The 23239-nt window shown below is 68.4% G+C and carries 22 protein-coding genes; 18 read left to right on the forward strand and 4 right to left on the reverse strand.

Annotation, left to right across the window (positions count from 1 at the left end; all coding sequences use genetic code 11):
• Positions 1 to 10 precede the first annotated feature (10 nt).
• Positions 11 to 1021, forward strand: coding sequence for a type I glyceraldehyde-3-phosphate dehydrogenase (gene gap / locus ACN8ZM_RS03035; protein WP_011350914.1), 1011 nt, complete (start codon positions 11 to 13; stop codon positions 1019 to 1021).
• Positions 1022 to 1110: 89 nt separating this feature from the next.
• Here the strand turns inward: gap and ACN8ZM_RS03040 are convergent, their stop codons facing one another.
• Positions 1111 to 2013 carry a LysR substrate-binding domain-containing protein gene (locus ACN8ZM_RS03040; RefSeq protein WP_175021575.1) on the reverse strand — a complete coding sequence of 301 codons (903 nt, stop codon included), beginning with the start codon at positions 2011 to 2013 and terminating at the stop codon, positions 1111 to 1113.
• Between the two features lie 151 nt (positions 2014 to 2164).
• On the opposite strand from ACN8ZM_RS03040, the gene ACN8ZM_RS03045 reads away from it, so the two are divergent.
• From ACN8ZM_RS03045 to ACN8ZM_RS03060, 4 genes are all read left to right on the forward strand, one after another.
• Positions 2165 to 2938, forward strand: a complete 774-nt coding sequence (locus tag ACN8ZM_RS03045; RefSeq protein ID WP_089450653.1) for an SDR family NAD(P)-dependent oxidoreductase — start codon at positions 2165 to 2167, stop codon at positions 2936 to 2938.
• A 149-nt stretch (positions 2939 to 3087) separates the two neighbouring features.
• Entirely contained in the window at positions 3088 to 4536 is a 1449-nt protein-coding gene (locus ACN8ZM_RS03050; protein WP_420210532.1) for an MFS transporter, read from the forward strand.
• A gap of 69 nt (positions 4537 to 4605) precedes the next feature.
• Positions 4606 to 5559 carry a 2-hydroxyacid dehydrogenase gene (locus ACN8ZM_RS03055; protein WP_043191286.1) on the forward strand — a complete coding sequence of 318 codons (954 nt, stop codon included), beginning with the start codon at positions 4606 to 4608 and terminating at the stop codon, positions 5557 to 5559.
• A gap of 10 nt (positions 5560 to 5569) precedes the next feature.
• Positions 5570 to 6628 carry an L-idonate 5-dehydrogenase gene (locus tag ACN8ZM_RS03060; RefSeq protein ID WP_175021577.1) on the forward strand — a complete coding sequence of 353 codons (1059 nt, stop codon included), beginning with the start codon at positions 5570 to 5572 and terminating at the stop codon, positions 6626 to 6628.
• A 124-nt stretch (positions 6629 to 6752) separates the two neighbouring features.
• Here the strand turns inward: ACN8ZM_RS03060 and ACN8ZM_RS03065 are convergent, their stop codons facing one another.
• A complete protein-coding gene (locus ACN8ZM_RS03065) occupies positions 6753 to 7952 on the reverse strand; it encodes an MFS transporter (RefSeq protein ID WP_420210533.1) in 1200 nt (399 codons plus the stop codon).
• A gap of 312 nt (positions 7953 to 8264) precedes the next feature.
• On the opposite strand from ACN8ZM_RS03065, the gene cynR reads away from it, so the two are divergent.
• A complete protein-coding gene (cynR, locus tag ACN8ZM_RS03070) occupies positions 8265 to 9155 on the forward strand; it encodes a transcriptional regulator CynR (protein WP_301769128.1) in 891 nt (296 codons plus the stop codon).
• Between the two features lie 45 nt (positions 9156 to 9200).
• On the opposite strand, the gene ACN8ZM_RS03075 is transcribed toward cynR, so the two are convergent.
• Positions 9201 to 9923, reverse strand: coding sequence for a FadR/GntR family transcriptional regulator (locus tag ACN8ZM_RS03075; RefSeq protein WP_080741831.1), 723 nt, complete (start codon positions 9921 to 9923; stop codon positions 9201 to 9203).
• 213 nt (positions 9924 to 10136) lie between these two features.
• On the opposite strand from ACN8ZM_RS03075, the gene ACN8ZM_RS03080 reads away from it, so the two are divergent.
• The 3 genes from ACN8ZM_RS03080 (at position 10137) to ACN8ZM_RS03090 (ending at position 13105) form a co-directional block, all read left to right on the forward strand.
• Positions 10137 to 11459, forward strand: a complete 1323-nt coding sequence (locus ACN8ZM_RS03080) for a C4-dicarboxylate transporter DctA (RefSeq protein ID WP_011350923.1) — start codon at positions 10137 to 10139, stop codon at positions 11457 to 11459.
• 105 nt (positions 11460 to 11564) lie between these two features.
• Positions 11565 to 12572 (forward strand): allantoicase, encoded by a 1008-nt coding sequence (gene alc, locus ACN8ZM_RS03085; RefSeq protein WP_420210534.1) that lies wholly within the window; start codon positions 11565 to 11567, stop codon positions 12570 to 12572.
• Positions 12573 to 12586: 14 nt separating this feature from the next.
• Positions 12587 to 13105, forward strand: a complete 519-nt coding sequence (locus ACN8ZM_RS03090; RefSeq protein ID WP_420210535.1) for an ureidoglycolate lyase — start codon at positions 12587 to 12589, stop codon at positions 13103 to 13105.
• 186 nt (positions 13106 to 13291) lie between these two features.
• On the opposite strand, the gene fur is transcribed toward ACN8ZM_RS03090, so the two are convergent.
• Positions 13292 to 13720, reverse strand: a complete 429-nt coding sequence (fur, locus tag ACN8ZM_RS03095; RefSeq protein ID WP_043191276.1) for a ferric iron uptake transcriptional regulator — start codon at positions 13718 to 13720, stop codon at positions 13292 to 13294.
• Between the two features lie 142 nt (positions 13721 to 13862).
• Between fur and ACN8ZM_RS03100 the strand changes: the two genes are divergently transcribed.
• From ACN8ZM_RS03100 to ACN8ZM_RS03140, 9 genes are all read left to right on the forward strand, one after another.
• Positions 13863 to 14678: an outer membrane protein assembly factor BamE gene (locus ACN8ZM_RS03100; RefSeq protein WP_043191275.1), complete on the forward strand. Its 816-nt coding sequence runs from the start codon at positions 13863 to 13865 to the stop codon at positions 14676 to 14678.
• Positions 14679 to 14740: 62 nt separating this feature from the next.
• Positions 14741 to 15538, forward strand: coding sequence for a 4-hydroxy-tetrahydrodipicolinate reductase (gene dapB / locus ACN8ZM_RS03105; RefSeq protein ID WP_089449891.1), 798 nt, complete (start codon positions 14741 to 14743; stop codon positions 15536 to 15538).
• Between the two features lie 18 nt (positions 15539 to 15556).
• The gene (locus tag ACN8ZM_RS03110) at positions 15557 to 16225 is read left to right on the forward strand and encodes a MotA/TolQ/ExbB proton channel family protein (protein ID WP_043191272.1); all 669 of its coding nucleotides are present in this window, start codon (positions 15557 to 15559) and stop codon (positions 16223 to 16225) included.
• A 28-nt stretch (positions 16226 to 16253) separates the two neighbouring features.
• Complete coding sequence (locus ACN8ZM_RS03115; protein ID WP_043191271.1) at positions 16254 to 16715, forward strand: ExbD/TolR family protein; 462 nt, start codon at positions 16254 to 16256, stop codon at positions 16713 to 16715.
• Between the two features lie 292 nt (positions 16716 to 17007).
• Positions 17008 to 19602: a leucine--tRNA ligase gene (gene leuS, locus ACN8ZM_RS03120; protein WP_043191268.1), complete on the forward strand. Its 2595-nt coding sequence runs from the start codon at positions 17008 to 17010 to the stop codon at positions 19600 to 19602.
• A 38-nt stretch (positions 19603 to 19640) separates the two neighbouring features.
• Positions 19641 to 20195 carry an LPS assembly lipoprotein LptE gene (gene lptE / locus ACN8ZM_RS03125; protein WP_089449893.1) on the forward strand — a complete coding sequence of 185 codons (555 nt, stop codon included), beginning with the start codon at positions 19641 to 19643 and terminating at the stop codon, positions 20193 to 20195.
• 18 nt (positions 20196 to 20213) lie between these two features.
• Entirely contained in the window at positions 20214 to 21308 is a 1095-nt protein-coding gene (gene holA / locus ACN8ZM_RS03130; protein WP_043191265.1) for a DNA polymerase III subunit delta, read from the forward strand.
• A gap of 138 nt (positions 21309 to 21446) precedes the next feature.
• Complete coding sequence (locus ACN8ZM_RS03135; RefSeq protein WP_175021586.1) at positions 21447 to 22718, forward strand: glutamate-5-semialdehyde dehydrogenase; 1272 nt, start codon at positions 21447 to 21449, stop codon at positions 22716 to 22718.
• A gap of 19 nt (positions 22719 to 22737) precedes the next feature.
• On the forward strand, positions 22738 to 23160 hold the full coding sequence (locus ACN8ZM_RS03140; protein WP_089449897.1) for a CopD family protein: 423 nt from the start codon (positions 22738 to 22740) through the stop codon (positions 23158 to 23160).
• The last annotated feature ends 79 nt before the right edge of the window (positions 23161 to 23239 follow it).

Consider the following 23239-nt stretch of genomic DNA (forward strand, 5'->3'; position numbering starts at 1 on the left):
GAGATAGACCATGACGATTCGCGTCGCAATCAACGGCTACGGCCGTATCGGCCGCAACACGCTGCGCGCGTTCTACGAGAACGGCAAGAAGCATGACATCGAGATCGTCGCGATCAACGACCTCGGCGATGCGAAGACCAACGCGCACCTGACCCAGTACGACACCGCGCACGGCAAGTTCCCGGGCGAAGTGTCGGTCGACGGCGATTACCTCATCGTCAACGGCGACCGGATTCGCGTGCTGGCCAACCGCAACCCGGCCGAACTGCCGTGGGGTGAGCTCGGTGTCGACATCGTGATGGAGTGCACGGGCTTCTTCACGACCAAGGAAAAGGCGAGCGCGCACCTGAAGGGCGGTGCCAAGAAGGTGATCATCTCGGCGCCGGGCGGCAAGGACGTCGACGCCACGATCGTCTACGGCGTGAACCACGACGTGCTGAAGGCCGAGCACACCGTGATCTCGAACGCATCGTGCACGACGAACTGCCTCGCGCCGCTCGTCAAGCCGCTGCACGACAAGATCGGCCTCGAAACCGGCCTGATGACGACGATCCACGCTTACACCAACGACCAGGTGCTGACGGACGTCTATCACGAAGACCTGCGCCGCGCGCGTTCGGCCACGCACAGCCAGATCCCGGCCAAGACGGGTGCTGCTTCGGCGGTCGGCCTGGTGCTGCCGGAACTGAACGGCAAGCTCGACGGCTACGCGATTCGCGTCCCGACGATCAACGTGTCGATCGTCGACCTGTCGTTCATCGCGAAGCGCGACACGACGGTCGAGGAAGTCAACGCGATCATGAAGGAAGCATCGGAAGGCGCGCTGAAGGGCATCCTCGGCTACAACACCGCACCGCTGGTGTCGATCGACTTCAACCACAACCCGGCTTCGTCGACGTTCGACTCGACGCTGACCAAGGTGTCGGGCCGCCTCGTCAAGGTGTCGAGCTGGTACGACAACGAGTGGGGTTTCTCGAACCGCATGCTGGATACGGCTGTCGCATTCGCGAACGCGAAGTAATCCCGCACGTTACGCGGCCGCCGCAAGGCGGCCTGCGTAGCGAACGAGCCCGGCCCGGTTTTCCGGCCGGGCTTTTTTATTGCCTGTCGTTATTGCCCGCCGTTATTGCTTGAAGCGGCCGTCACCTGCTCGAGCGCGGCGACGAACGCGCGCTTCAGCGGGCTGTCGAGGTCGGTCCATGCGAGGCCGATGCCGGTGCGGTGCCCGGCCAGGTCGAGCGGCCGCGAGAGCACGTTCGGCGGCAGCGCGCTGGCGGCTTCCGCCGGAATCAGCCCGATTCCCATCCCCGCCGCGACGAGCGCGAGCATCGTCGTGAATTCCCCGAACTCCTGCGCGATCTCGAGCGTCGTGCCCGCGCGGCTCAGCGCGAGCAGCATGTCGTCGTGAAAGCCCGGCGCGTAGCGGCGCGCGAGCACGAACGCGGGCTGGCCGCGCAGCGCGGCCGGCGAGATCGCATCGTGCGCGGCGAGCGGATGGTCGAGCGGCAGCGCGACGACGAAGCCTTCCTCGAGCACCACGCGCGTGTCGATGCCCGCATACGCGGCCGGCAGCCGGATCATCCCGAAATCGATCCGCCGGTCGCGCAGCGCGGCGATCTGGTCGGGCGTCGGCAGGTCCTTCAGTTCGAGCGCGATCAGCGGATAGCGCTCGCGCATCGTGCGCAGCACGGCCGGCAGCAGCACGGGCAGCACCGACGACACGAACGCGATCCGCAGCGTGCCGATCTCGCCGCGGCTCGACAGCCGAGCCATCTGTTCCGCACGCGCGGCCTGCTGCAGCGTGGCGCGCGCCTCGGGCAGGAACACGCGCCCCGTATCGCTCAGTTCGACCTTGTGCCGGTCGCGCTCGAACAGGCGCGCGCCGAGCTCTTCCTCGAGCGCCTTGATCTGCATGCTCAGCGCGGGCTGCACGATGAACAGGCGCTGCGCGGCGCGCCCGAAATGCAGCTCTTCCGCGAGCGTGACGAAGGCGCGCAATTGCTTGAGTTCCATGGGCGGCGGGCAGGCGAGAGTGGTAATCAGATTTCATGATAACCGGATCAAAAAAGACCATTGGCGCGGCGCCCGGCCGGCGGCCGAAGATACCGTCAACGCGAGACCGGCCGCGATGGGCCGCCGGCTCGACTGGCACGAGGAGACACACATGACCAACGCGCTTGACCGGTTCCGCCTCGACGGCCGCCGCGCACTGATCACGGGTTCCGGTCGCGGGATCGGGCTGACGCTCGCCCGTGGGCTAGCCGAAGCAGGGGCGGCGATCGTCATCAACGATCGCAATGAGGACAAGGCCGCGACGCTCGTCCGGCACCTGCGCGAAGAAGGCTTCACGGCTGACTACGCGGTGTTCGACGTCGCCGAGCACGCGCAGGTACGGGCGGCGATCGACGATTTCGAGGCGCGCATCGGCGCGATCGACATCCTCGTGAACAACGCGGGCATCCAGCGCCGCGCGCCGCTCGACGCATTCGAACCGGACGACTGGCATGCGCTGATGCGCGTGAACCTCGACGGCGTGTTCAACGTCGCGCAGGCCGTCGCGCGGCACATGATCGCGCGCGGCCGCGGGAAGATCATCAACATCTGCTCGGTGCAGAGCGAGCTCGCGCGGCCGACGATCGCGCCGTATGCGGCGACCAAGGGCGCGGTGCGGATGTTGACGAAAGGGATGTGCGCCGACTGGGCGCGCCACGGCATCCAGGCGAACGGCCTTGCACCCGGCTATTTCGAAACCGAACTGAATCGCGCGCTGGTCGACGACGCGGCGTTCTCGGACTGGCTGTGCAAGCGCACGCCGGCCGGCCGCTGGGGGCGCGTCGACGAGCTGTGCGGCGCGGCGATCTTCCTCGCGTCGGCCGCATCCGATTTCGTGAACGGCCAGACGCTGTTCGTCGACGGCGGGCTGACCAGCGCCGTTTGAGCGACGGTGCTTGCGCCGTGAGCGCAGCACCGTTGCGCCGGCTCGCGCCGGCATCCGAATTCCCAGAAGAGCCCGCCATACGAGCGGGCCGATGTCCCGGCGCGATGGCGCCGGGTTCCGGAACGGAAGGCAGGAGACAGGAGACAACGATGGATCGCATTTCCCCGCCGCCCGCGCGGCACGATGCAGGGTCCGGCACGCCGGGCGACACCGTCGAGCGCCGCGGCGTCGACACGAAGCAGCTCAACCGCGCGGCATGGACCTGCTCGCTCGGCAGCGCGCTCGAATACTACGATTTCGCGTTGTACACGCTCGCGTCGGCACTGGTGTTCGGGCCGCTGTTCTTTCCCGCGCAGACCGCCGAGATGCGGCTGATCGCGAGCTTCGGCACCTACTTCGTCGGCTTCGCGGTGCGCCCGCTCGGCGGCGTCGTGTTCGGCGTGCTCGGCGACCGGATCGGCCGCAAGTTCGTACTGACCGCGACGGTGCTGCTGATGGGCATCGCGAGCACGCTGATCGGCGTGCTGCCGACCTTCGCGACGGCCGGCTACTGGGCGCCCGCGCTGCTGATCCTGCTGCGCATCCTGCAGGGCCTCGGTGCCGGTGCGGAACAGGCCGGCGCTGCCGTCCTGATGACCGAATATGCGCCGCCGGGCAAGCGCGGCTTCTATGCGTCGCTGCCGTTCCTCGGCATCCAGCTCGGCACGGTGCTCGCGGCGGCCGTCTATTTCCTGCTGCTCGCGAACATCGATCGCGTCACCGACGGCTGGGGCTGGCGCGTGCCGTTCCTGTTCAGCGCGGTGATCGTCGCGGTCGGGATCTACATGCGCGTGCGGTTGCACGAGTCGCCGACCTTCGTGCGGCTCGAGAAGCGTGCGCAGGTCGTGGCGAATCCGCTGAAGAGCGCCGTGCAGCATTCGAAGCGCTCGCTGCTGATCGGTATCGGCCTGCGGATGGCCGAGAACGGCGGCTCGTCGATCTACCAGGCACTCGCCGTCAGCTATCTCGCCGGCGTGATCGGAATGAAGGGGCCGATCGGCGCGCTGGCGCTGGTGTGCGCGGCGACCGTCGGCGCGTGCACGGTGCCGCTGGCGGGGCACTTGAGCGACCGCTTCGGCCGTGTGCGCGTGTATCGCACGTTCGCGTGGCTGCAACTCGCGCTCGCGTTCCCGGTGTGGTGGATCTTCAGCCAGGGGAACGTGGTCGCGAGCGTGATCGCGATCTCGGTCGCGCAGGGCTTCGCGAACTGGGGGATGCTCGGCGCGCAGGCCGCGCTGCTGCCCGAACTGTTCGGCTCGCGCCATCGCTACATGGGCGTGTCGTTCTCGCGCGAAGTGTCGGCCGTGCTCGCGGGCGGGATCGCACCGCTGGTCGGCGCGACGATCATCGCGACCGTGATCGCGCTGCACGGCGGCGACCACATGGCCGGCGTGCGCGCCTGGGTGCCGATCGCCGCCTATCTGGTGCTGCTGACGCTGATCACGCTGTTTACGACATCGCGGATGCCGGAAACGCTGAACCGCGATCTCGACGATCCGCTCGACGCGGCGCAGGCGGCGCCGGCACCGGACGCCGATGCGCTCGCGCGGCACGCATGAACGCGCCGGGCGGCTGACGCGGCCCGGCACGCTTTCGCATTCAACTTACCTCGACAGGAGCAAGCGCAGATGGCGCACGAATCGACCCAGCGGCCCGAACTGCTGATGACGGGCCCTTACCAGCCGTGGGACGACGCATGGCTGGCCGGCTATAACGTTCACCGGCTGTGGGAAGCCACCGACCGCGCGGCGTTCCTCGCCGAACACGGCGCCGGCGTGCGCGCGATCGCGACGCGCGGCGACCTCGGCGCGAATGCCGAGCTGATCGCCGCGCTGCCGAAGCTCGAGATCATCTCCTGCTATGGCGTCGGCACCGATGCGATCGATCTCGCCGCCGCGCGCGCACGTGGCATCCGCGTGACGAACACGCCCGACGTGCTGACCGGCGACGTGGCCGACCTCGGCGTCGGGCTCGCGCTCGCGATGATGCGCCGCATCGGCGCGGGCGACGCGTACGTGCGTTCCGGCGCATGGCGCGACGGCGACATGCCGCTCGTCACGCGGCTTTACGGCAAGCGCGTCGGCGTGGTCGGCTTCGGCAGGATCGGCTCGACGCTCGCGCGCCGGCTGTCGGGCTTCGACGTCGAGCTCGGCTACTTCGACGTCGCGCCGCGCGAGGACAGCCCGCACCGCTTCTTCGGCGACCTTGCGGAGCTGGCTGGCTGGTGCGACCTGCTGATCGTCACGCTCGCGGGCGGGCCGACGACGCGCCACCTCGTCGATGCCGCCGTGCTCGACGCGCTCGGGCCGCAAGGCTATCTGGTGAACGTGTCGCGCGGCACGACCGTGGACGAACCGGCGCTGCTCGACGCGCTCGAGCGCGGCGCGATCGCCGGTGCCGCGCTCGACGTGTTCTGGAACGAACCGCACATCGACCCGCGTTTCCTCGCGTTGCCGAACGTGCTGCTGCAGCCGCACCATGCGAGCGGTACGATCGAGACGCGCCAGTCGATGGGCTGGCTCGTGCGCGACAACCTCGCCGCGCACTTCGCCGGCGCGCCGCTTGTCACGCCGGTCGCCTGAGGAGGCTGTCATGCGTATGCGTTGCATGTGCGTCGTGATCCACGGGCCGAACGACCTGCGGGTGGAAGAGCAGGATCCGGGCGAGATCGGCCCGGGCCAGGTGCGCGTCGATGTCGCGATGGGCGGCATCTGCGGCTCCGATCTTCATTACTTCCGGCACGGCGGCTTCGGTGCGATCCGGCTGCAGCAGCCGATGGTGCTCGGCCACGAGGTGGCCGGCACGGTCGCGGAAGTCGCGCCGGACGTGACGTCGGTGAAGGTCGGCGATCGCGTCGCGGTCAATCCGAGCCGGCCGTGCGGCGCGTGCCGCTACTGCCTCGAGGGGCTGCCGAACCAGTGTCTCGACATGCGCTTCTACGGCAGCGCGATGCGGATGCCGCACGTGCAGGGCGCGTTCCGCAACGCGCTCGTGTGCGATGCCGTGCAGTGCGTGAAGGTCGCCGATCACGTGCCGCTGTCGCTCGCGGCGCTTGCCGAACCGTTCGCGGTCGGGCTGCATGCGGTGTCGCGCGCGGGCCCGCTGATCGGCAAGCGCGTGCTCGTGTCGGGCTGCGGGCCGATCGGCGTGCTGGCGGTCGCGGCGGCGCGCGTGCATGGCGCGGCGGAGATCGTCGCGACCGACGTCGTCGAGGCGCCGCTCGAAGTGGCGAGCGCGCTCGGCGCCGACCGCACGATCAATGCGGCGGTCGATACCGGATGGGTCGAGCGTTACGGCGCCGACAAGGGCACGTTCGACGTGATGATCGAGTGTTCGGGCAATGCGCGTGCGCTGCGCGACGGGCTGGACGTGATGCGTCCGCGCGGGGTCGTCGTGCAGCTCGGGCTCGGCGGCGACGTCAGCCTGCCGCAGAACGTCGTGGTCGCGAAGGAGTTGTCGATCTGCGGATCGTTCCGCTTCCACGCGGAATTCGCGCTCGCGGTGCAGCTGATCAACGCGGGGCGCGTCGACTTGCGGCCGGCCGTCACGCGCGTGTTCCCGATGCGCGACGCGAACCTCGCATTCGAGCTGGCCGGCGACCGGCAGCGCGCGATGAAGGTGCTGATCGATTTCGCGGACGAGGCTGCTTGACGGTCACGTTCACGGTCACGCGCTGGCGCGCGACGGACGGTATCGGCCACCCTCGTAAAAAAGGCACGCCCGCGCTTCGCGCGGCGTGCCTTTTTTCGTCGTGCTGCGCAAACGCGCTATCGCATCACTGCGTGACCTGCCGCACGCCGACGCGCTGCGACGCGAGCCACAACGCGATCAGCACGCCCGCGAGCGCCGCGCCCGCGACGCACACGCCGCGCCAGCCGTCGATGCCGTACGCGACGCTCGCCGCGAACGACCCGAACGCACCGCCGATGAAGTAGCTCGTCAGGTAGATCGTCGTCACGCGGCTGCGCGCGTTGCCGGCCAGCGCATAGATCACGCTCTGATTCGAGATGTGCATGCCCTGCACGCCGACGTCGAGCAGCAGGATGCCCGCGATCAGCGCCGCGAGCGAGTGCGCGCCGGTGGCGATCAGCGCGAACGACGCGAGCACGGCCGCCGCGAACAGCCCCGTCGCCGCATTGCCGTGGCCGCGATCGACCAGCCGGCCGGCCGACGTCGCCGCGAGCGCGCCCACCGCGCCGACGATTCCGAACAGGCCGATCTGCCCTTCGGAATAGCTGTACGGCGGCTGGCTCAGCAGGAACGTGAGGCCCGTCCACAGCAGGCTGAAGCACGCGAACACGAGCGCGCCGTAGGTGGAGCGCAGCGCGATCAGCGGTTGCGCGCGCACCAGTGCGACGAGCGACTTCATCAGCGCCGCATAGTCGAGGCGCGCGTCGCGGCGATCCTTCGGCAGCTTCACGGCGAGCACGACGGTCAGCGCCGCCACCATCACCGCAGCGATGCCGTACACCGCGCGCCAGCCGAACCCGTCGGCGATCGCGCCGGCCGCGACGCGCGCGAGCAGGATGCCGAGCAGCAGCCCGCTCATCACGGTGCCGACCGCGCGGCCGCGCGAGCGCGCGTCGGCGAGCGATGCGGCGAACGGCACGAGCAGCTGTGTCGAACAGGTGACGAAACCGACTGCGACGTTCGCGACGACGAACATCGTGAAGTTGGTGCTGAACGTGACCGCGACCAGCGCGACGACGTTGAGCATCAGCAGCCGCACGATCAGCGTATGACGGTTGACCGCGTCGCCGAGCGGGACGATCAGCAGCAGGCTCGCCGCATAGCCGAGCTGCGTCAGCGTGACGAGATAGCCGAGCTCGGTCGGCGCACGCCCGAAGCTGCGTGCGATCGCGGCGAGCAGCGGCTGCGCGTAGTAGATGTTGCCGATGACGATGCCGCACGCGCAGGCGAACAGCAGCGTCATGCCGCGGGTGAGGGGAGGATGGGTGTCGTGATGCGGTTCCATGGTCGCGAAAAACAGCGGCGCCGTCCGGCGGCACGGGGCCGTCGGCTGCGCGGGGTGACGGAAATCGGGGCCGGCGTCAACGGATCGGCGGTGAACCGATGCGCGCCGGGCGGATCGCGGCCGGGCCCGGATCGGGCGGGCGGCGGATCGTCGTGCGGCGGGCGGAGGCAGGGCGGGCCCGGGCGGGCCGTTCCGGTGCGGCGCCAGGCGCGATGCACGGGAACGGATGTGCGTATGATGCGGGAATCGAACCATAGCGTCCAAGACTGGATCGTTATGCGCTTCATTGGTAAAACCAATACATCGGCCGCCATGCTCCTCCGCCACATCCGCTATTTCCTGGCCGTCGCCGAGCAGCGCAGTTTCACGCGCGCGGCCGACGCGCTGCACGTCTCGCAGCCGACGCTGTCGCAGCAGATCCGCCAGCTCGAGGAAACGCTCGGCGTGCAGTTGTTCGACCGTTCGGGCCGCACGGTGCAGCTCACCGAGTTCGGCGAGGTTTATGCGCGCCACGCGCGCGCCGCGCTGCACGAGCTCGAGACGGGGCAGCGCGCGCTGCACGACGTCGCCGATCTCGGCAGCGGGTCGTTGCGGCTTGCGATGATGCCGACCTTCGCGGCCTACCTGAGCGGCTCGCTGATCGACGCGTTCCATGCCGACTATCCGAACGTCGCGCTGACGATCGATGCGATGCCGCAGGAGCGCATCGAGGCGCTGCTCGCCGACGACCGGCTCGACGCGGGCTTCGCGTTCATGCCGCCACGTGCGCCGGACATCGACGCGCTGCCGCTGTGGGACGAGCCGCTCGCGCTCGTGACGGGCCGCACGCATCGTCTCGCGCGGCGCCGTCGCGCACTGACGCCGGCCGAGCTCGGCGGCGAGCCGCTGGTGCTGCTGAGCCGCGCGTTCGCGACGCGCGAGAGCATCGACCGCTATTTCATCGAGCATGGCGCGCAGCCGAAGATCGCGATCGAGACGAATACGGTCAGCGCGGTGCTGGAGCTCGTGCGGTGCGGCCGGCTCGCGACCGTGCTGCCCGACGCGGTCGCGCGCGAGAGCACCGACCTGTGCGCGCTCGAGATCGATCCGCCGCTGCCCGCGCGCACGGCTGCGCTGCTCACGCGCAAAGGCGCATACCGCAGCGTCGCGGCGCGCGCGTTCATCGAGCGTGCGCTCGCGTATCGCGATCCGTCGGGAGGGTGACCGGTACGGCCGGGCGGCGCGCGCGACGGGCGCCCGCCCGAGCCGTCATGTGCGCGGTGTCGGGAAGAAGATGCCCGCGCGCTGCGCGGCGTTCGCGATGTGCGTTTCGATCGCGGTGCCCGCGGCAGCCGCGTCGCGCGCGATCAGCGCGTCGACGATCGCACGGTGCTCGTGCCACGTCGACAGCAGCAGTTCGCGCCGGTAGAACGGCATGCGCTGGCTTTCCTTCATGATGTCCGCGCTGCTGCGCAGCACCGATTCGATCGCCGCGTTGCCGGCCAGGTGGATGATCCGCATGTGGAAGTCGAAGTCGAGCTGCGACGCTTCGTCGAGCGCGTTTTCGGTGAGCGCGACGTGCAGGTCGGCGAGGTTGTCCTCGAACCACGCGATGTCGCCATCGCTGACGACGTGCGCGGCCATCCGCGCGGCGAACCCTTCGAGCGCATAGCGCATCTGGTACGTGTCGGGCGGCGACGACTGCTCCGCGAACCGCCATGCGTGCGCGGCCGTGGCCTGCGCACTTTCGACGTACACGCCCTTGCCGGCGCGGATGCGCAGCATCCCGAGCGCCTCTAGCGTCGACAGCGCCTCGCGCAGCGACGCGCGGCTGATCTCCAGCTCTTCGGAGAGCTGGCGCTGGGCCGGCAGCAGGCTGCCGACCGGATACACGCCTGCCTCGATCCGGTCGCGGATCGTCGCGATGGCGGCGTCGGTCACGGTGTGCGGAACGTTTTTCATGATGTGAACTTTGGCCGGTCTGACCGGCATTGTAATCCGCACGCAGGCGGTGCATGGCCGGCCTACGGGAAAGCCACGATCTGCCCCTGTCAGGTGCATCGAAACCGGGCGGGCAGGGGGCGGGAAATCCCTATTTTGTCCGTCCTTGACGCCACTATATCGGCTTCCTACTATCCACCATAACATCACTGGTCTTACCAGTATGAACAGACGAAACTGCAACCGTTGGATCGGGAGAGCGCCGTGTCGAAATTCCTCAATTCGCTGTTTGGCCGAGTAGTCGTCGCATTGATTCTAGGGATCGCGCTGGGTGCGTTCTTCCCGCATTTCGCCGAGTCGTTGCGACCGCTCGGCGACGGCTTCCTGAAGCTCATCAAGATGGTGATCGGGCCGATCGTGTTCTGTGTCGTGGTCAGCGGGATGGCCAACGCGGGCGACCTGAAGAAGGTCGGCCGGGTCGGCCTGAAGGCCGTCATCTACTTCGAGATCATGACGACGCTCGCGCTCGGCATCGGCCTCATCCTCGCGTGGCTCACGCGCCCGGGCGTCGGGATGAACATCGACCTGCGCTCGCTCGACGCATCGTCGCTCGCGTCGTACGCGAAGAACGCCGAAAGCCTGAAGGACACGGCCGGCTACCTGATGAAGATCATCCCCGAGACCGCGATCGACGCGTTCGCGAAGGGCGACATCCTGCAGATCCTGGTGTTCGCGGTGCTGTTCGGCTCCGCGCTGTCGCTGCTCGGCGACAAGGCGCAGCGCGTCAACTCGCTGATCGAGGAACTGTCGCACGTGTTCTTCCGCATCATCGGCTTCATCATCAAGCTCGCGCCGCTCGGCGTGCTCGGCGCGATCGCGTTCACGACCGGCAAGTACGGCGTCGCGTCGCTCAAGCAGCTCGGCTATCTGGTTGCGGTGTTCTACCTGAGCTGCTTCGTGTTCGTCACGGTCGTGCTCGGCACGGTGATGCGGCTCGCGGGCTTCTCGGTGTTCAAGCTGATCCGCTACCTGCGCGAGGAACTGTCGATCGTGCTCGGCACGGCGTCGTCGGACGCGGTGCTGCCGCAGGTGATGCGCAAGCTCGAATACATGGGCGTGAAGGATTCGACGGTCGGCCTCGTGATTCCCACCGGCTACTCGTTCAACCTCGACGGCTTCTCGATCTACCTGACGCTCGCCGTGCTGTTCATCGCGCAGGCCACCAACACGCCGCTGTCGACGCATGACCTGATCGTCGTGCTGCTCGTGTCGCTCGTCACGTCGAAGGGTGCGCACGGGATCCCGGGCTCGGCGATCGTGATCCTCGCGGCAACGCTGTCGGCGATCCCCGCGATTCCGGTGCTCGGCCTCGTGCTGATCCTGCCGGTCGACTGGTTCGTCGGCATCGCCCGCGCGGTGACCAACCTGATCGGCAACTGCGTCGCGACGGTGGTCGTCGCGGTGTGGGAGAACGACATCGACCGGGCCCGCGCGAAGCGCGTGCTGAACCGCGAGCTGCGCTACGTGCCGGCCGAAGAGGAAGACCGCGCGGCGCCGGTCGCCGGCGACCAGGCTCACGCGCTCTGAGCGCAACCCCGCGCGGGGCGGCTTCCCCTGGTCGTCCCGCGCAACCGGAATTCAGGTGGCCGGCGCCTCGATGCGCCGGCACTTCATCGCACCCCAGGAGACGACATGGCAGCCCCCATCCTCGATCCGAACGCGCCGGCCTTTACGCGGCGTTACATGAACCTCGCCGATCCGCGCCTCGGGGCACAGGCGCTCTTTGCCAGCGACGAATTCTTCGCGCCGAAGGAGCGCATGCTGAATCCCGAGCCGGCCGTGTTCATTCCCGGCAAGTACGACGACCACGGCAAGTGGATGGACGGCTGGGAGACGCGCCGCAAGCGCACGACCGGCCACGACTTCTGCGTGGTGCGGCTCGCGCGGCCAGGCGTGATCCACGGCGTCGACCTCGATACGAGCCACTTCACCGGCAACTTCCCGCCGGCCGCGTCGATCGACGCGTGCGTGGTCGAAGGCGACACGCCGCCCGATGACGCCGAATGGCGCCCGATCGTCCCGGCGACGACGCTGCAGGGCAATTCGCATCACTACGTGAGCGTCGACGATGCGCGGCCCTATACGCACCTGCGCGTGAACCTGTACCCGGACGGCGGGCTCGCGCGGTTGCGCGTGTACGGCCAGCCGCAGCGCGACTGGCGCCAGGTGCCGGCCGGCGAGCTCGTCGATCTCGCAGCGATCGAGAACGGCGGCTACCTGGTGGCCGCGAACAACCAGCACTTCGGTCCGGCGTCGCAGATGCTGATGCCGGGGCGCGGCGTGAACATGGGCGACGGCTGGGAAACGCGGCGCCGCCGCGAGCCGGGCAACGACTGGGCGATCGTCGCGCTTGCGCGGCCGGGCATCATCCGGCGCGTCGAGGTCGATACCGCGTTCTTCAAGGGCAACTTTCCCGACCGCTGCTCGCTGCAGGCCGCACATGTCACGGGCGGCACCGACGACTCGCTCGTCACACAGGCGATGTTCTGGGCCGAACTGCTCGGCGAGCAGAAGCTGCAGATGGATCACGTCCACACGTTTGACGCGCTTGCGGCGCTCGGCCCCGTCACGCATGTGCGTTTCAACATCTTCCCGGACGGCGGCGTGTCGCGCCTGCGTCTGTGGGGCGAGCCGGTTTGAAGGAGGGCAACGGCATGAGCGGATCCCACCTGCTGCGCGTCGAGCGCCTGACCCGCGAAGCGTTCGCGCCGTTCGGCGACGTGATCGCGCTCGAAGGCGCACGGCATTTCCCGATCAACGGCGGCACGACCGAGCGCTTCCACGATCTCGCGACGATCGACGTGTACGCGGACGGCGGCCGCCCGCTCGTCAGCGTGTTCCGCGCGCAGCCGCGGGCGCTGCCGGTCGCCATCACGCTGATGGAGCGCCATCCGCACGGCAGCCAGGCATTCATCCCGCTTGCCGCCGTGTCGCGCTACGCGATCGTCGTCGCGCCGGCCGGCGAGTTCCGGCCCGACGCGATGCGCGCGTTCCTCGCGGAAGGCTGGCAGGGCGTGAACTATGCGAAGGGCGTCTGGCACCATCCGCTGCTCGCGCTCGACGCGGTCAGCGATTTCGTGATCGTCGATCGCGGCGGCCCGCAGCCGAACTGCGACGAGATCCCGCTCGAGCGCGCGTGGGCGCTCGAGTTCGAGCCGGCCTGCGCGGCCTGACGCAAGTGCAGCGTCCGGCGCAGGCTGCCTGACGGCAGCCCGCGCGGGCACGTCGAAGGGATTTCGAAAGCCTCGGCCGCACGGCGGTACGCCGACGCTATCCTGATCCGGGTGCTATCCCGAAAAGAACACGGCCCGGGCGGCGAGATGCCGGCCGGGCCGTGCTGCGTGCGCGGGGTGCGCGACTCAGTGCTTGCGGTGCGGGCAGTTCTCGGTGGTGCAGGAACCGTACATCGCGAGCGAGTGCTCCTGGAGCTTGAAGCCGCGCTCCTTGGCGATCGCCTGCTGGCGGCCTTCGATCTCGGCGTCGAAGAATTCCTCGACACGGCCGCAATCGAGGCACACGAGGTGATCGTGGTGCGAGCCTTCGTTCAGTTCGAACACGGCCTTGCCGGATTCGAAGTTGCTGCGCGTCAGCAGGCCGGCCTGCTCGAACTGCGTCAGCACGCGATAGACGGTGGCGAGCCCGATGTCGAGCTGCTCGTTGAGCAGGTTCCGGTAGACGTCTTCTGCCGTCAGGTGGCGCACGGGGCTCTGCTGGAAGATCTCGAGAATCTTGAGGCGCGGTAGGGTGGCCTTTAGCCCGATATTCTTGAGATCCGTCGGATTGGTCATGGCTAGGCATCCCTAGAGTACAATGCAGGGCTTCAATGTTACCGGCTTTTCGCCGTTCCAGAAACACGCGCGGCCTGCGACGCGGGCCTGCACGGTGAGGGAAATGATTCCAGAATCTCTTTCGCACTTTCAGAGGAGCCGCATGCGGAGTGTCATCATCGCTGCCGCCGCCGTTGCCGCGCTGGCTGGTTGTTCGTCGTACGACAGCGTGACGCAGCGCATCGCGCAGAGCATCACCCCCTACCGGATCACCGTCGTGCAAGGCAACTTCGTGTCGCAGGAGAAGGCCGCGCAGCTGCAGGTCGGCATGTCGCGCGAGCAGGTGCGCGCGCTGCTCGGCACCCCGCTGCTGGCCGACATGTTCCACGCCGACCGCTGGGATTACCTCTTCTACTTCAAGCGCGGCTCGACGGCGGTCGTCCAGCAGCGCGATCTCGTCGTGACGTTCTCGGGCGATCGCCTGGCGGGCTGGACGGGGGCGGACAACCTGCCTTCGGAACTCGACCTGCTGGCCGATATCGACGGCGACCGTGGCGGCAAGAAGGCGAAAGCGGCCGCAGCGGCGAAGAAGGCCGCCGAGGCTGCCGCCGCCGCGAGCGCCGCGCAAGCGGCGAGCGCGTCGGCGCCGGAGGCTGTCGCCAGCCCGGCCGCCGTACCGGCGTCGGGCGCGGTGGTCGACCAGGATGCGAACGCGCAGGCCGCCCGCGCGGCGAACCGCGCGACCAACCAGGTGTCGGGTCAGGGCACGGCCGCGCGGCGGTTCACGCCGTCCACGCAGGCTGCCGGCGGTGCGCCGGTGCCGGGCGGCCAGCCGCCGGGCGCGGTTCCGGCGATCCAGCCGCAGTTCCAGTTCCATCGTCCGCCGCAGCCGAACGTGTCGAACGAGGCGTCGCCGCCGGTCGGCCCGCAAGGCTCCGACACGCTGCAGAACCAGCCGCTCACCGCGCCGGCGCAGTAAGTCCGCGTGCGGAAACAGGGCGGCATGCGCCGCCCGTTTTTAGACTTGTCGTGTAGAAAGCCATGAAGATTGCGATTGCCGGCGCATCGGGCCGAATGGGCCGGATGCTGATCGAAGCCGTTCTCAACGATTCCGACGCGCAGCTGGTCGGCGCGCTCGACCGTGCCGACTCGCCGTTCCTCGGCCAGGACGCCGGCGCGTTCCTCGGCAAGGACACCGGGGTCAAGCTGACCGCCGACCTCGACGCCGTGTTCGCGCAGGCCGACACCCTGATCGACTTCACGCGTCCGGAAGGCACGATGGCCCATATCGAGGCCGCGCTGCGCCACGACGTGAAGCTCGTGATCGGCACGACCGGCTTCACCGCCGAGCAGAAGGCCGAGTTGCAGGCCGCGGCGGGCAAGATCGGCATCGTGTTCGCGGCGAACATGAGCGTCGGCGTGAACGTCACGCTGAAGCTGCTCGAATTCGCGGCGAAGCATTTCTCGCACGGCTACGACATCGAGATCATCGAGGCGCATCACCGTCACAAGGTCGATGCGCCGTCCGGCACCGCGCTGATGATGGGCGAAGCCGTCGCCGGCGCGCTCGGCCGCTCGCTCGACGATTGCGCGGTGTACGGCCGCCATGGCGTGACGGGCGAACGCGACCCGTCGTCGATCGGCTTCGCCGCGGTGCGCGGCGGCGACATCGTCGGCGACCACACCGTGCTGTTCGCCGGGATCGGCGAGCGCATCGAGATCACGCACAAGTCGTCGAGCCGCGTGTCGTACGCGCAAGGCGCGTTGCGCGCGGTCCACTTCCTGTCGGCGCGCGGCGCCGGCCTGTTCGACATGCAGGACGTGCTCGGCCTGCGCTGACCCCACGGGGAAACTCCGATGGCGATACCCACCGGCGTTGTCCACTACCTCGAAAGCGGCGATGCGATCACGCACGCCGTTGCCTATGTGCTGCTGGCGATGTCCGTCGCCAGCTGGTGCTTCCTCCTCACGAAAGCCTGGCTGCTGGTCCGTGCGAAGCGGCAGGGGCCGCGCGCGCTCGCCGCGTTCTGGCGTGCGTCGTCGCTCGACGCGGGCATAGCCGCGCTCGCCGGCGCCGATCGCGAGCGCGTGTTCGTGCCGCTCGCCGAAGCCGCGCGCGATGCGGCCGACGACCACGATCCGGCCGCACTGGCCGCGCGCGTCGAGCGCAGCGAGCGCGTGCTGCGTGCGTTGCGGCACGCGATGCTGCGCTCGCAGCGGCGTCTCGAATTCGGCCAGGTGCTGCTCGCGTCGATCGGCAGCACCGCACCGTTCGTCGGGCTGCTCGGCACGGTTTGGGGCATCTACCACGCGCTCGGCAGCATCGCCGCGAGCGGGCAGGCGCAGATCGAGAACGTCGCGGGGCCGGTCGGCGAGGCGCTGATCATGACCGCGTTCGGGCTCGTCGTCGCGATTCCCGCGGTGCTGGCCTACAACATCCTCGGGCGGCTCGTGCGGCAGCTCGCCGAGGAACTCGACGGCTTCGCGCGCGACCTGCACGTGTTCGTGTGCGCGCAGGAAGCCTGACGCGTGAACAGGCCCTAGAGGAGCGACCATGGCATTCGGCGGACTCGAGCACCACAAGACGTCCGCGCCGATGGCGGAGATCAACATGACCCCGCTGATCGACGTGATGCTGGTGCTGCTCGTCATCTTCATCATCACCGCGCCGCTGATGACGCACGCGATCCGGCTCGACCTGCCGAAGGTGGCGGCCAGCGTCGCGCGCGACACGCCGCAATCCGTCACCTTGTCGATCGACGATACGGGCAAGCTGTACTGGGACGATACGCCCGTGGCGCTTGACGCGCTGCCCGCGCGCTTTCGCGCCGCCGCCGCGGGTGGCGCGCCGCCCGAGTTGCGGCTGCGCGCGTCGCGCGCGACCCGCTACGACACGATCGCGCAGGTGATGGGCGCCGCGCAGGCCGCCGGCCTCACGCGGATCGGCTTCGTGACCGACGTGCCGCCGCAGGCGGGCGGTTCGGCGGCAGCGCCTGCCGTGCCGGCCAACCGCTGAGCGGATCCGGCGGGCCCATCCCTGCCGCGGGATCGGGCCGCACGCCGCAAGACCGGTCGAATGGGCCGGCGCGGGCGGTATAATCAACGTTTTTCCCGGTTGGCAGGCTTTTTTCAGGTAACCCGGAATTTTCCAGGCTACCCGGGCATGCTGCGGGTTACCCGGAAAATTCCCGGAAACCGTGAACAGGTCCGGCAACAGCGAACCTGCCAGTCCGCCGGGCCAGCACGACTTTCGATCCACATCCGCGCGCGAGCCGTCGCGCCGCTTAAAGCCTAGTCCGAACCACACCATGCACGAGAGATACGTACCCGCCGACGTCGAAGCCGCCGCCCAGGGCGACTGGCGCGCAGCCGATGCCTACAAGACGCAGGAAGATTCGCAGAAGCCGAAGTTCTACTGCGTGTCGATGCTGCCGTACCCGTCCGGCAAGCTGCACATGGGTCACGTGCGGAACTACACGATCAACGACGTGATGTACCGCTATCTGCGGATGAACGGCTACAACACGCTGATGCCGATGGGCTGGGACGCGTTCGGGATGCCGGCCGAGAACGCCGCGATGGCGAACGGCGTGCCGCCCGCGAAGTGGACTTACGACAACATCGACTACATGAAGGGCCAGATGCAGTCGATGGGTCTCGCGATCGACTGGTCGCGCGAAATCGCGACGTGCAAGCCCGACTACTACAAGTGGAACCAGTGGCTGTTCCTGAAGATGCTCGAGAAGGGCATCGCGTACAAGAAGACGGGCACCGTGAACTGGGACCCGGTCGACCAGACCGTGCTCGCGAACGAGCAGGTGATCGACGGCCGCGGCTGGCGCTCGGGCGCGCTCGTCGAGAAGCGCGAGATCCCGATGTACTACCTGCGCATCACGCAGTACGCGGATGAGCTGCTGAACGACCTCGACGGCCTCGGCTGGCCCGAGCGCGTGAAGATCATGCAGCAGAACTGGATCGGCAAGAGCTTCGGCGTGAACTTCGGCTTCCCGTACGAACTCGACGGCGAGAAGAAACTGCTGCGCGTGTTCACGACGCGCGCCGACACGATCATGGGCGTCACGTTCTGCGCGATCGCGGCCGAGCATCCGCTCGCCACGCGCCTCGCCCAGGACAAGCCCGAGCTGCTCGCGTTCATCGACGAATGCAAGCGCGGCGGTGTCGCCGAGGCCGACGTCGCGACGATGGAGAAGAAGGGCGTCGCGACGGGCTTCTCGGTCACGCACCCGCTGACCGGCGAGCCGGTCGAGGTGTGGATCGGCAACTACGTGCTGATGAGCTATGGCGAAGGCGCGGTGATGGGCGTGCCGGGCCACGATGAACGCGATTTCGCGTTCGCGAAGAAATACGACCTGCCGATCAAGCAGGTGATCTCGGCCGAAGGCCAGCAGTACTCGCTCGACGCATGGCAGGAGTGGTACGGCGACAAGGAAACCGCGGTCTGCGTGAACAGCGGCAAGTACGACGGCCTGCACTACGCGGAAGCCGTCGACGCGGTCGCGGCCGACCTGAACGCCGGCGGCTTCGGCGACAAGCAGGTCACGTGGCGCCTGCGCGACTGGGGCGTGTCGCGCCAGCGTTATTGGGGCACGCCGATCCCGATCATCCACTGCCCGTCGTGCGGCGACGTGCCGGTGCCGGAGCAGGACCTGCCCGTCGTGCTGCCGGAAGACCTCGTGCCGGACGGCTCGGGCAACCCGCTCGCGAAGTCGGAAGCGTTCCTGAACTGCGCGTGCCCGAAGTGCGGCGCGGCCGCGAAGCGCGAAACCGACACGATGGACACGTTCGTCGATTCGTCGTGGTACTTCTCGCGCTACACGGCGCCGGACGCCGAGACGATGGTCGACGCGCGCACCGACTACTGGATGCCGATGGATCAGTACATCGGCGGTATCGAGCACGCGATCCTGCACCTGCTGTATTCGCGCTTCTGGACCAAGGTGATGCGCGACCTCGGCCTCGTGAAGTTCGGCGAGCCGGCGAAGAACCTGCTCACGCAGGGGATGGTGCTGAACGAGACGTACTACCGCGAGGACGCATCGGGCAAGAAGACCTGGTACAACCCGCTCGACGTGACGGTCACGCACGACGACAAGGGGCGCCCGGTCGGCGCGACGCTGAACGCGGACGGCCAGCCGGTCGTGCTCGGCGGCATCGAGAAGATGTCGAAGTCGAAGAACAACGGTGTCGATCCGCAACTGCTGATCGACCAGTACGGCGCGGATACCGCGCGCCTGTTCACGATGTTCGCCGCGCCGCCCGAGCAGCAGCTCGAGTGGTCGGGTGCGGGCGTCGAGGGCGCGAGCCGCTTCCTGCGCCGCGTGTGGAGCTTCGGCGCAACGAACCGCGAAGCGCTCGCCGCGCGCGCGGGCTTCGATGCGGCCGCGCTCGGCGAAGCCGACAAGGCGCTGCGCCGCGAGATCTACAGCGTGCTGAAGCAGGCCGATTTCGACTACCAGCGTCTGCAATACAACACGGTCGTGTCGGCCGCGATGAAGATGCTGAACGCGATCGACGGCGCGAAGGGCGCGACGCCCGGCGTGCTGCGTGAAACGTACGGCGTGCTGCTGCGCGTGCTGTACCCGGTCGTGCCGCACGTCACGTTCGAGCTGTGGAAGGCGCTGGGCTATGCGGACGAATTCGGCCCGCTGCTCGACGCACCGTGGCCGAAGGTCGACGAGGCCGCGCTCGAGCAGGCCGAGATCGAACTCGTGCTGCAGGTGAACGGCAAGGTGCGCGGCGCGCTGAAGGTGGCGAAGGACGCGAGCCGCGAGGCGATCGAGGCCGCGGCGGTGGCCGACGACGCGTTCGCGAAGTTCAGCGACGGCAAGCCGGCGAAGAAGATCGTCGTCGTGCCGGGCCGCCTCGTGAACATCGTCGTCTGACGGCCGCTGGCCGTCGGACGTACCCAGAAGGAGCGAAGGTGATCCGCAGATCGTTTTTGATGCTCGCTGTCGGCAGCGCGGTTGCGCTGTCGGCATGCGGCTTCCAGTTGCGCGGCCAGCAGGACTACGCGTTCAAGCGCCTGCTGATCGCCGGCGCGCCGCCGCCCGTCGAGGCGCGCCTCGTGCGTCTCGTCGAGGCCGGCAGCGACACGAAGATCGTCCAGTCGGCGGGCGACGCCGATGCCGTGCTGACCATGTGGGAATCGCGTAGCCTGAATACGCTGACGCTCAACAAGTACGGTTCGGCACAGGAATACGCGCTCTTTTATACGTTGCGCTACCAACTGACGAGCAAGGACGGCACGGTGCTGATTCCGATGAGTGCGATCGCGCTGAACCGCGCGATGACGTACAGCGATCAGTACACGAACGCGAAGGCGCAGGAATCGGAACTCCTGTACGGCGACATGCAGAACGACGCGGTCGACCAGCTGATGCGACGTCTCGCGATCGTCCACTCGCTGACGCCGGCGCCGGAAGATGTGGTGCCGGGCGTCGCGCCGCGCGCGCCGCTGCCGCCGCCGCCGCTCTGATCGACGGCGTACGCACCGATGCAACTGCGACTTGATGCGCTGGAGCCGCACCTCGCGAAGGGGTTGGCCGGGCTCTATACCGTCTACGGCGACGAGCCGCTGCTCGCGCAGGAAGCGTGCGACCGCATTCGTGCGGCCGCGCGCGCGGCCGGCTTCACCGAGCGTTCGGTGCATACGGTCGAGCGCGGTTTCGACTGGAGCGTGCTGCTCGGCGCTACCCAGGCGATGTCCCTGTTCGGCGAGCGCCAACTGATCGAGCTGCGCATTCCGTCGGGCAAGCCCGGCAAGGAAGGCGCCGATGCGCTGAAGACGCTCGCGGCCACGCCGAACCCCGACGCGCTGATGCTCGTCACGTTGCCGCGCCTCGACGCGGCCACGCAGAAATCCGCGTGGTTTACCGCGCTGCAGAACGGCGGCGTCGCGCTGAAGATCGATCCGGTCGACCGCGCGCAGCTGCCGAACTGGATCGGCCAGCGTCTTGCCATGCAGGGCCAGCGCGCCGCGCCCGGCGAGGACGGGCGGCGCGCGCTGCAGTTCATCGCGGAGCGCGTCGAAGGCAACCTGCTTGCCGCGCACCAGGAAATCCAGAAGCTCGGGCTGCTGTATCCGCAGGGCGCGCTGTCGTTCGAGCAGGTGCACGACGCGGTGCTGAACGTCGCGCGTTACGACGTCTTCAAGCTGAACGAAGCAATGCTCGCCGGCGACGCCGCGCGGCTCGCGCGGATGATCGACGGGCTGAAGGGCGAGGGCGAGGCGATCGTGCTCGTGATGTGGGCCGTCGTCGAGGAGTTGCGCACGCTGCTGCGGATCAAGCGCGGCACGACGGCCGGCAAGCCGCTCGCGACGCTGCTGCGCGAGAACCGCGTGTGGGGGCCGCGTGAGCGGCTGATCGGCCCCGCGCTGAACCGCGTGTCGGAAGCCGTGCTCGAGAAGGCGCTCGCGTTTGCCGCGAAGCTCGACCGGCAGGTCAAGGGGCTCACGGCCGTCGCGCCGGGTCGCCGCACGCAGGACGAACCGCCACCCGATCCGTGGGACGGGCTGTTCCAGCTCGCGATGACGGTGGCCGGTGCCCGCGGCGAGCGACCGCCGACCGCGGGCCACGTGCGACGCTAAGTCCCGTTCGGGCCTTCAGCGCGCGCTGCGCAACCCGCTTACAATGTTTTGATCGCTGGCGCGGCTCTCCGGCCGCCGCCGCTCACGCTTCCCCACGAATTCATGCCGCCCCGCGCGGCGCGCTTCTCGAGTCACACGATGGATATCGATCAGTACATGACCGACCTGGGCCGTCGCGCCCGGCACGCTTCCCGCGCGATGGCGCGCGCCAGCACGGCCGCGAAGAATGCGGCGCTCGACGCCGTGGCGCGCGCGATCGAACGCGACGCGCAGGCGCTGAAGGATGCGAATGCGCGCGACGTCGAACGTGCCCGTGAAAAGGGGCTCGATGCGGCGTTCGTCGATCGCCTGACGCTGTCGGACAAGGCGCTGAAGACGATGGTCGAAGGCTTGCGTCAGGTGGCGTCGCTGGCCGATCCGATCGGCGAGATCAGCAACCTCAAGTACCGCCCGAGCGGCATCCAGGTCGGCCAGATGCGTGTGCCGCTCGGCGTGATCGGCATCATCTACGAATCGCGCCCGAACGTGACGATCGACGCGGCTGCGCTGTGCCTGAAGTCGGGCAATGCAACGATCCTGCGCGGCGGCTCCGAAGCGCTCGAATCGAACGCGGCGCTCGCGAAGCTGATCGGCGAAGGGCTCGAAGCAGCCGGCCTGCCGCAGGATGCGGTGCAGGTCGTCGCGACGGCCGATCGCGCGGCGGTTGGCAAGCTGATCACGATGACCGAATACGTCGACGTGATCGTGCCGCGCGGCGGCAAGAGCCTGATCGAGCGCCTGATCAACGAGGCGCGCGTGCCGATGATCAAGCATCTCGACGGCATCTGCCACGTGTACGTCGACGATCGCGCCGATCTCGCCAAGGCGCTGACCGTCTGCGACAACGCGAAGACGCACCGCTACGGCACCTGCAACACGATGGAGACGCTGCTCGTGTCGAGCGGCGTCGCGGCGAAGCTGCTGCCGCCGCTCGGCAAGCTGTATCGCGACAAGCAGGTCGAACTGCGCGTCGATGCGGCCGCGCGCACGGTGCTCGCCGATGCGGGCGTCGGCCCGCTCGTCGATGCAACCGAGGAAGACTGGCATACCGAGTATCTCGCGCCGGTGCTCGCGATCAAGGTCGTCGACGGCCTCGATGCCGCGATCGAGCACATCAACCATTACGGCTCGCACCACACGGATGCGATCGTCACCGAGGATCACGACCGCGCGATGCGGTTCCTGCGCGAGGTCGATTCGGCGAGCGTGATGGTCAACGCATCGACCCGTTTCGCCGACGGCTTCGAATTCGGCCTCGGCGCGGAAATCGGCATCTCGAACGACAAGCTGCACGCACGCGGCCCCGTCGGCCTGGAAGGGCTGACGTCGCTGAAGTACGTCGTGCTCGGGCACGGCGAAGGCCGCCAGTAACCAGCGAGGCGCACAACCGATGGCAATGCTCTGGGTCAAGACGTTCCATATCGTTCTGATCGCCGCGTGGTTTGCAGGGTTGTTCTACCTGCCGCGCATCTACGTGAACCTGGCCATGGAAACCGATCCGGCCGCGGTGCGGCGCCTGCTGCTGATGGCACGCAAGCTGTTCCGCTTCATGACGATGATCGCGGTGCCGGCGCTGGCCTGCGGGTTGTGGCTCTGGCTGTCGATCGGCATCGGGCAGGGGCAGGGCTGGATCCACGCAAAGGTGACGGTCGTGCTGCTGCTGATCGTCTACCACGCGTATTGCGGGCATCTGCTGAAGGTGTTCGAGCGCGGCGAGAACCGCCGCACCGACAAGTGGTATCGCGTGTTCAACGAACTGCCGGTGCTCGGCATGCTCGCGGCGGTCGCGCTGGTCGTGATCAAGCCGTTCTGAGCGGCATGGCCGGCGAGGTTGCCGGCGCCGCCCGATGCGCAACGGCGCCCTGCGGGGCGCCGTTGGCCGTTTACGCGCG

The organism is Burkholderia aenigmatica, from assembly GCF_048627025.1.
GTDB classification, from domain to species: domain Bacteria; phylum Pseudomonadota; class Gammaproteobacteria; order Burkholderiales; family Burkholderiaceae; genus Burkholderia; species Burkholderia aenigmatica.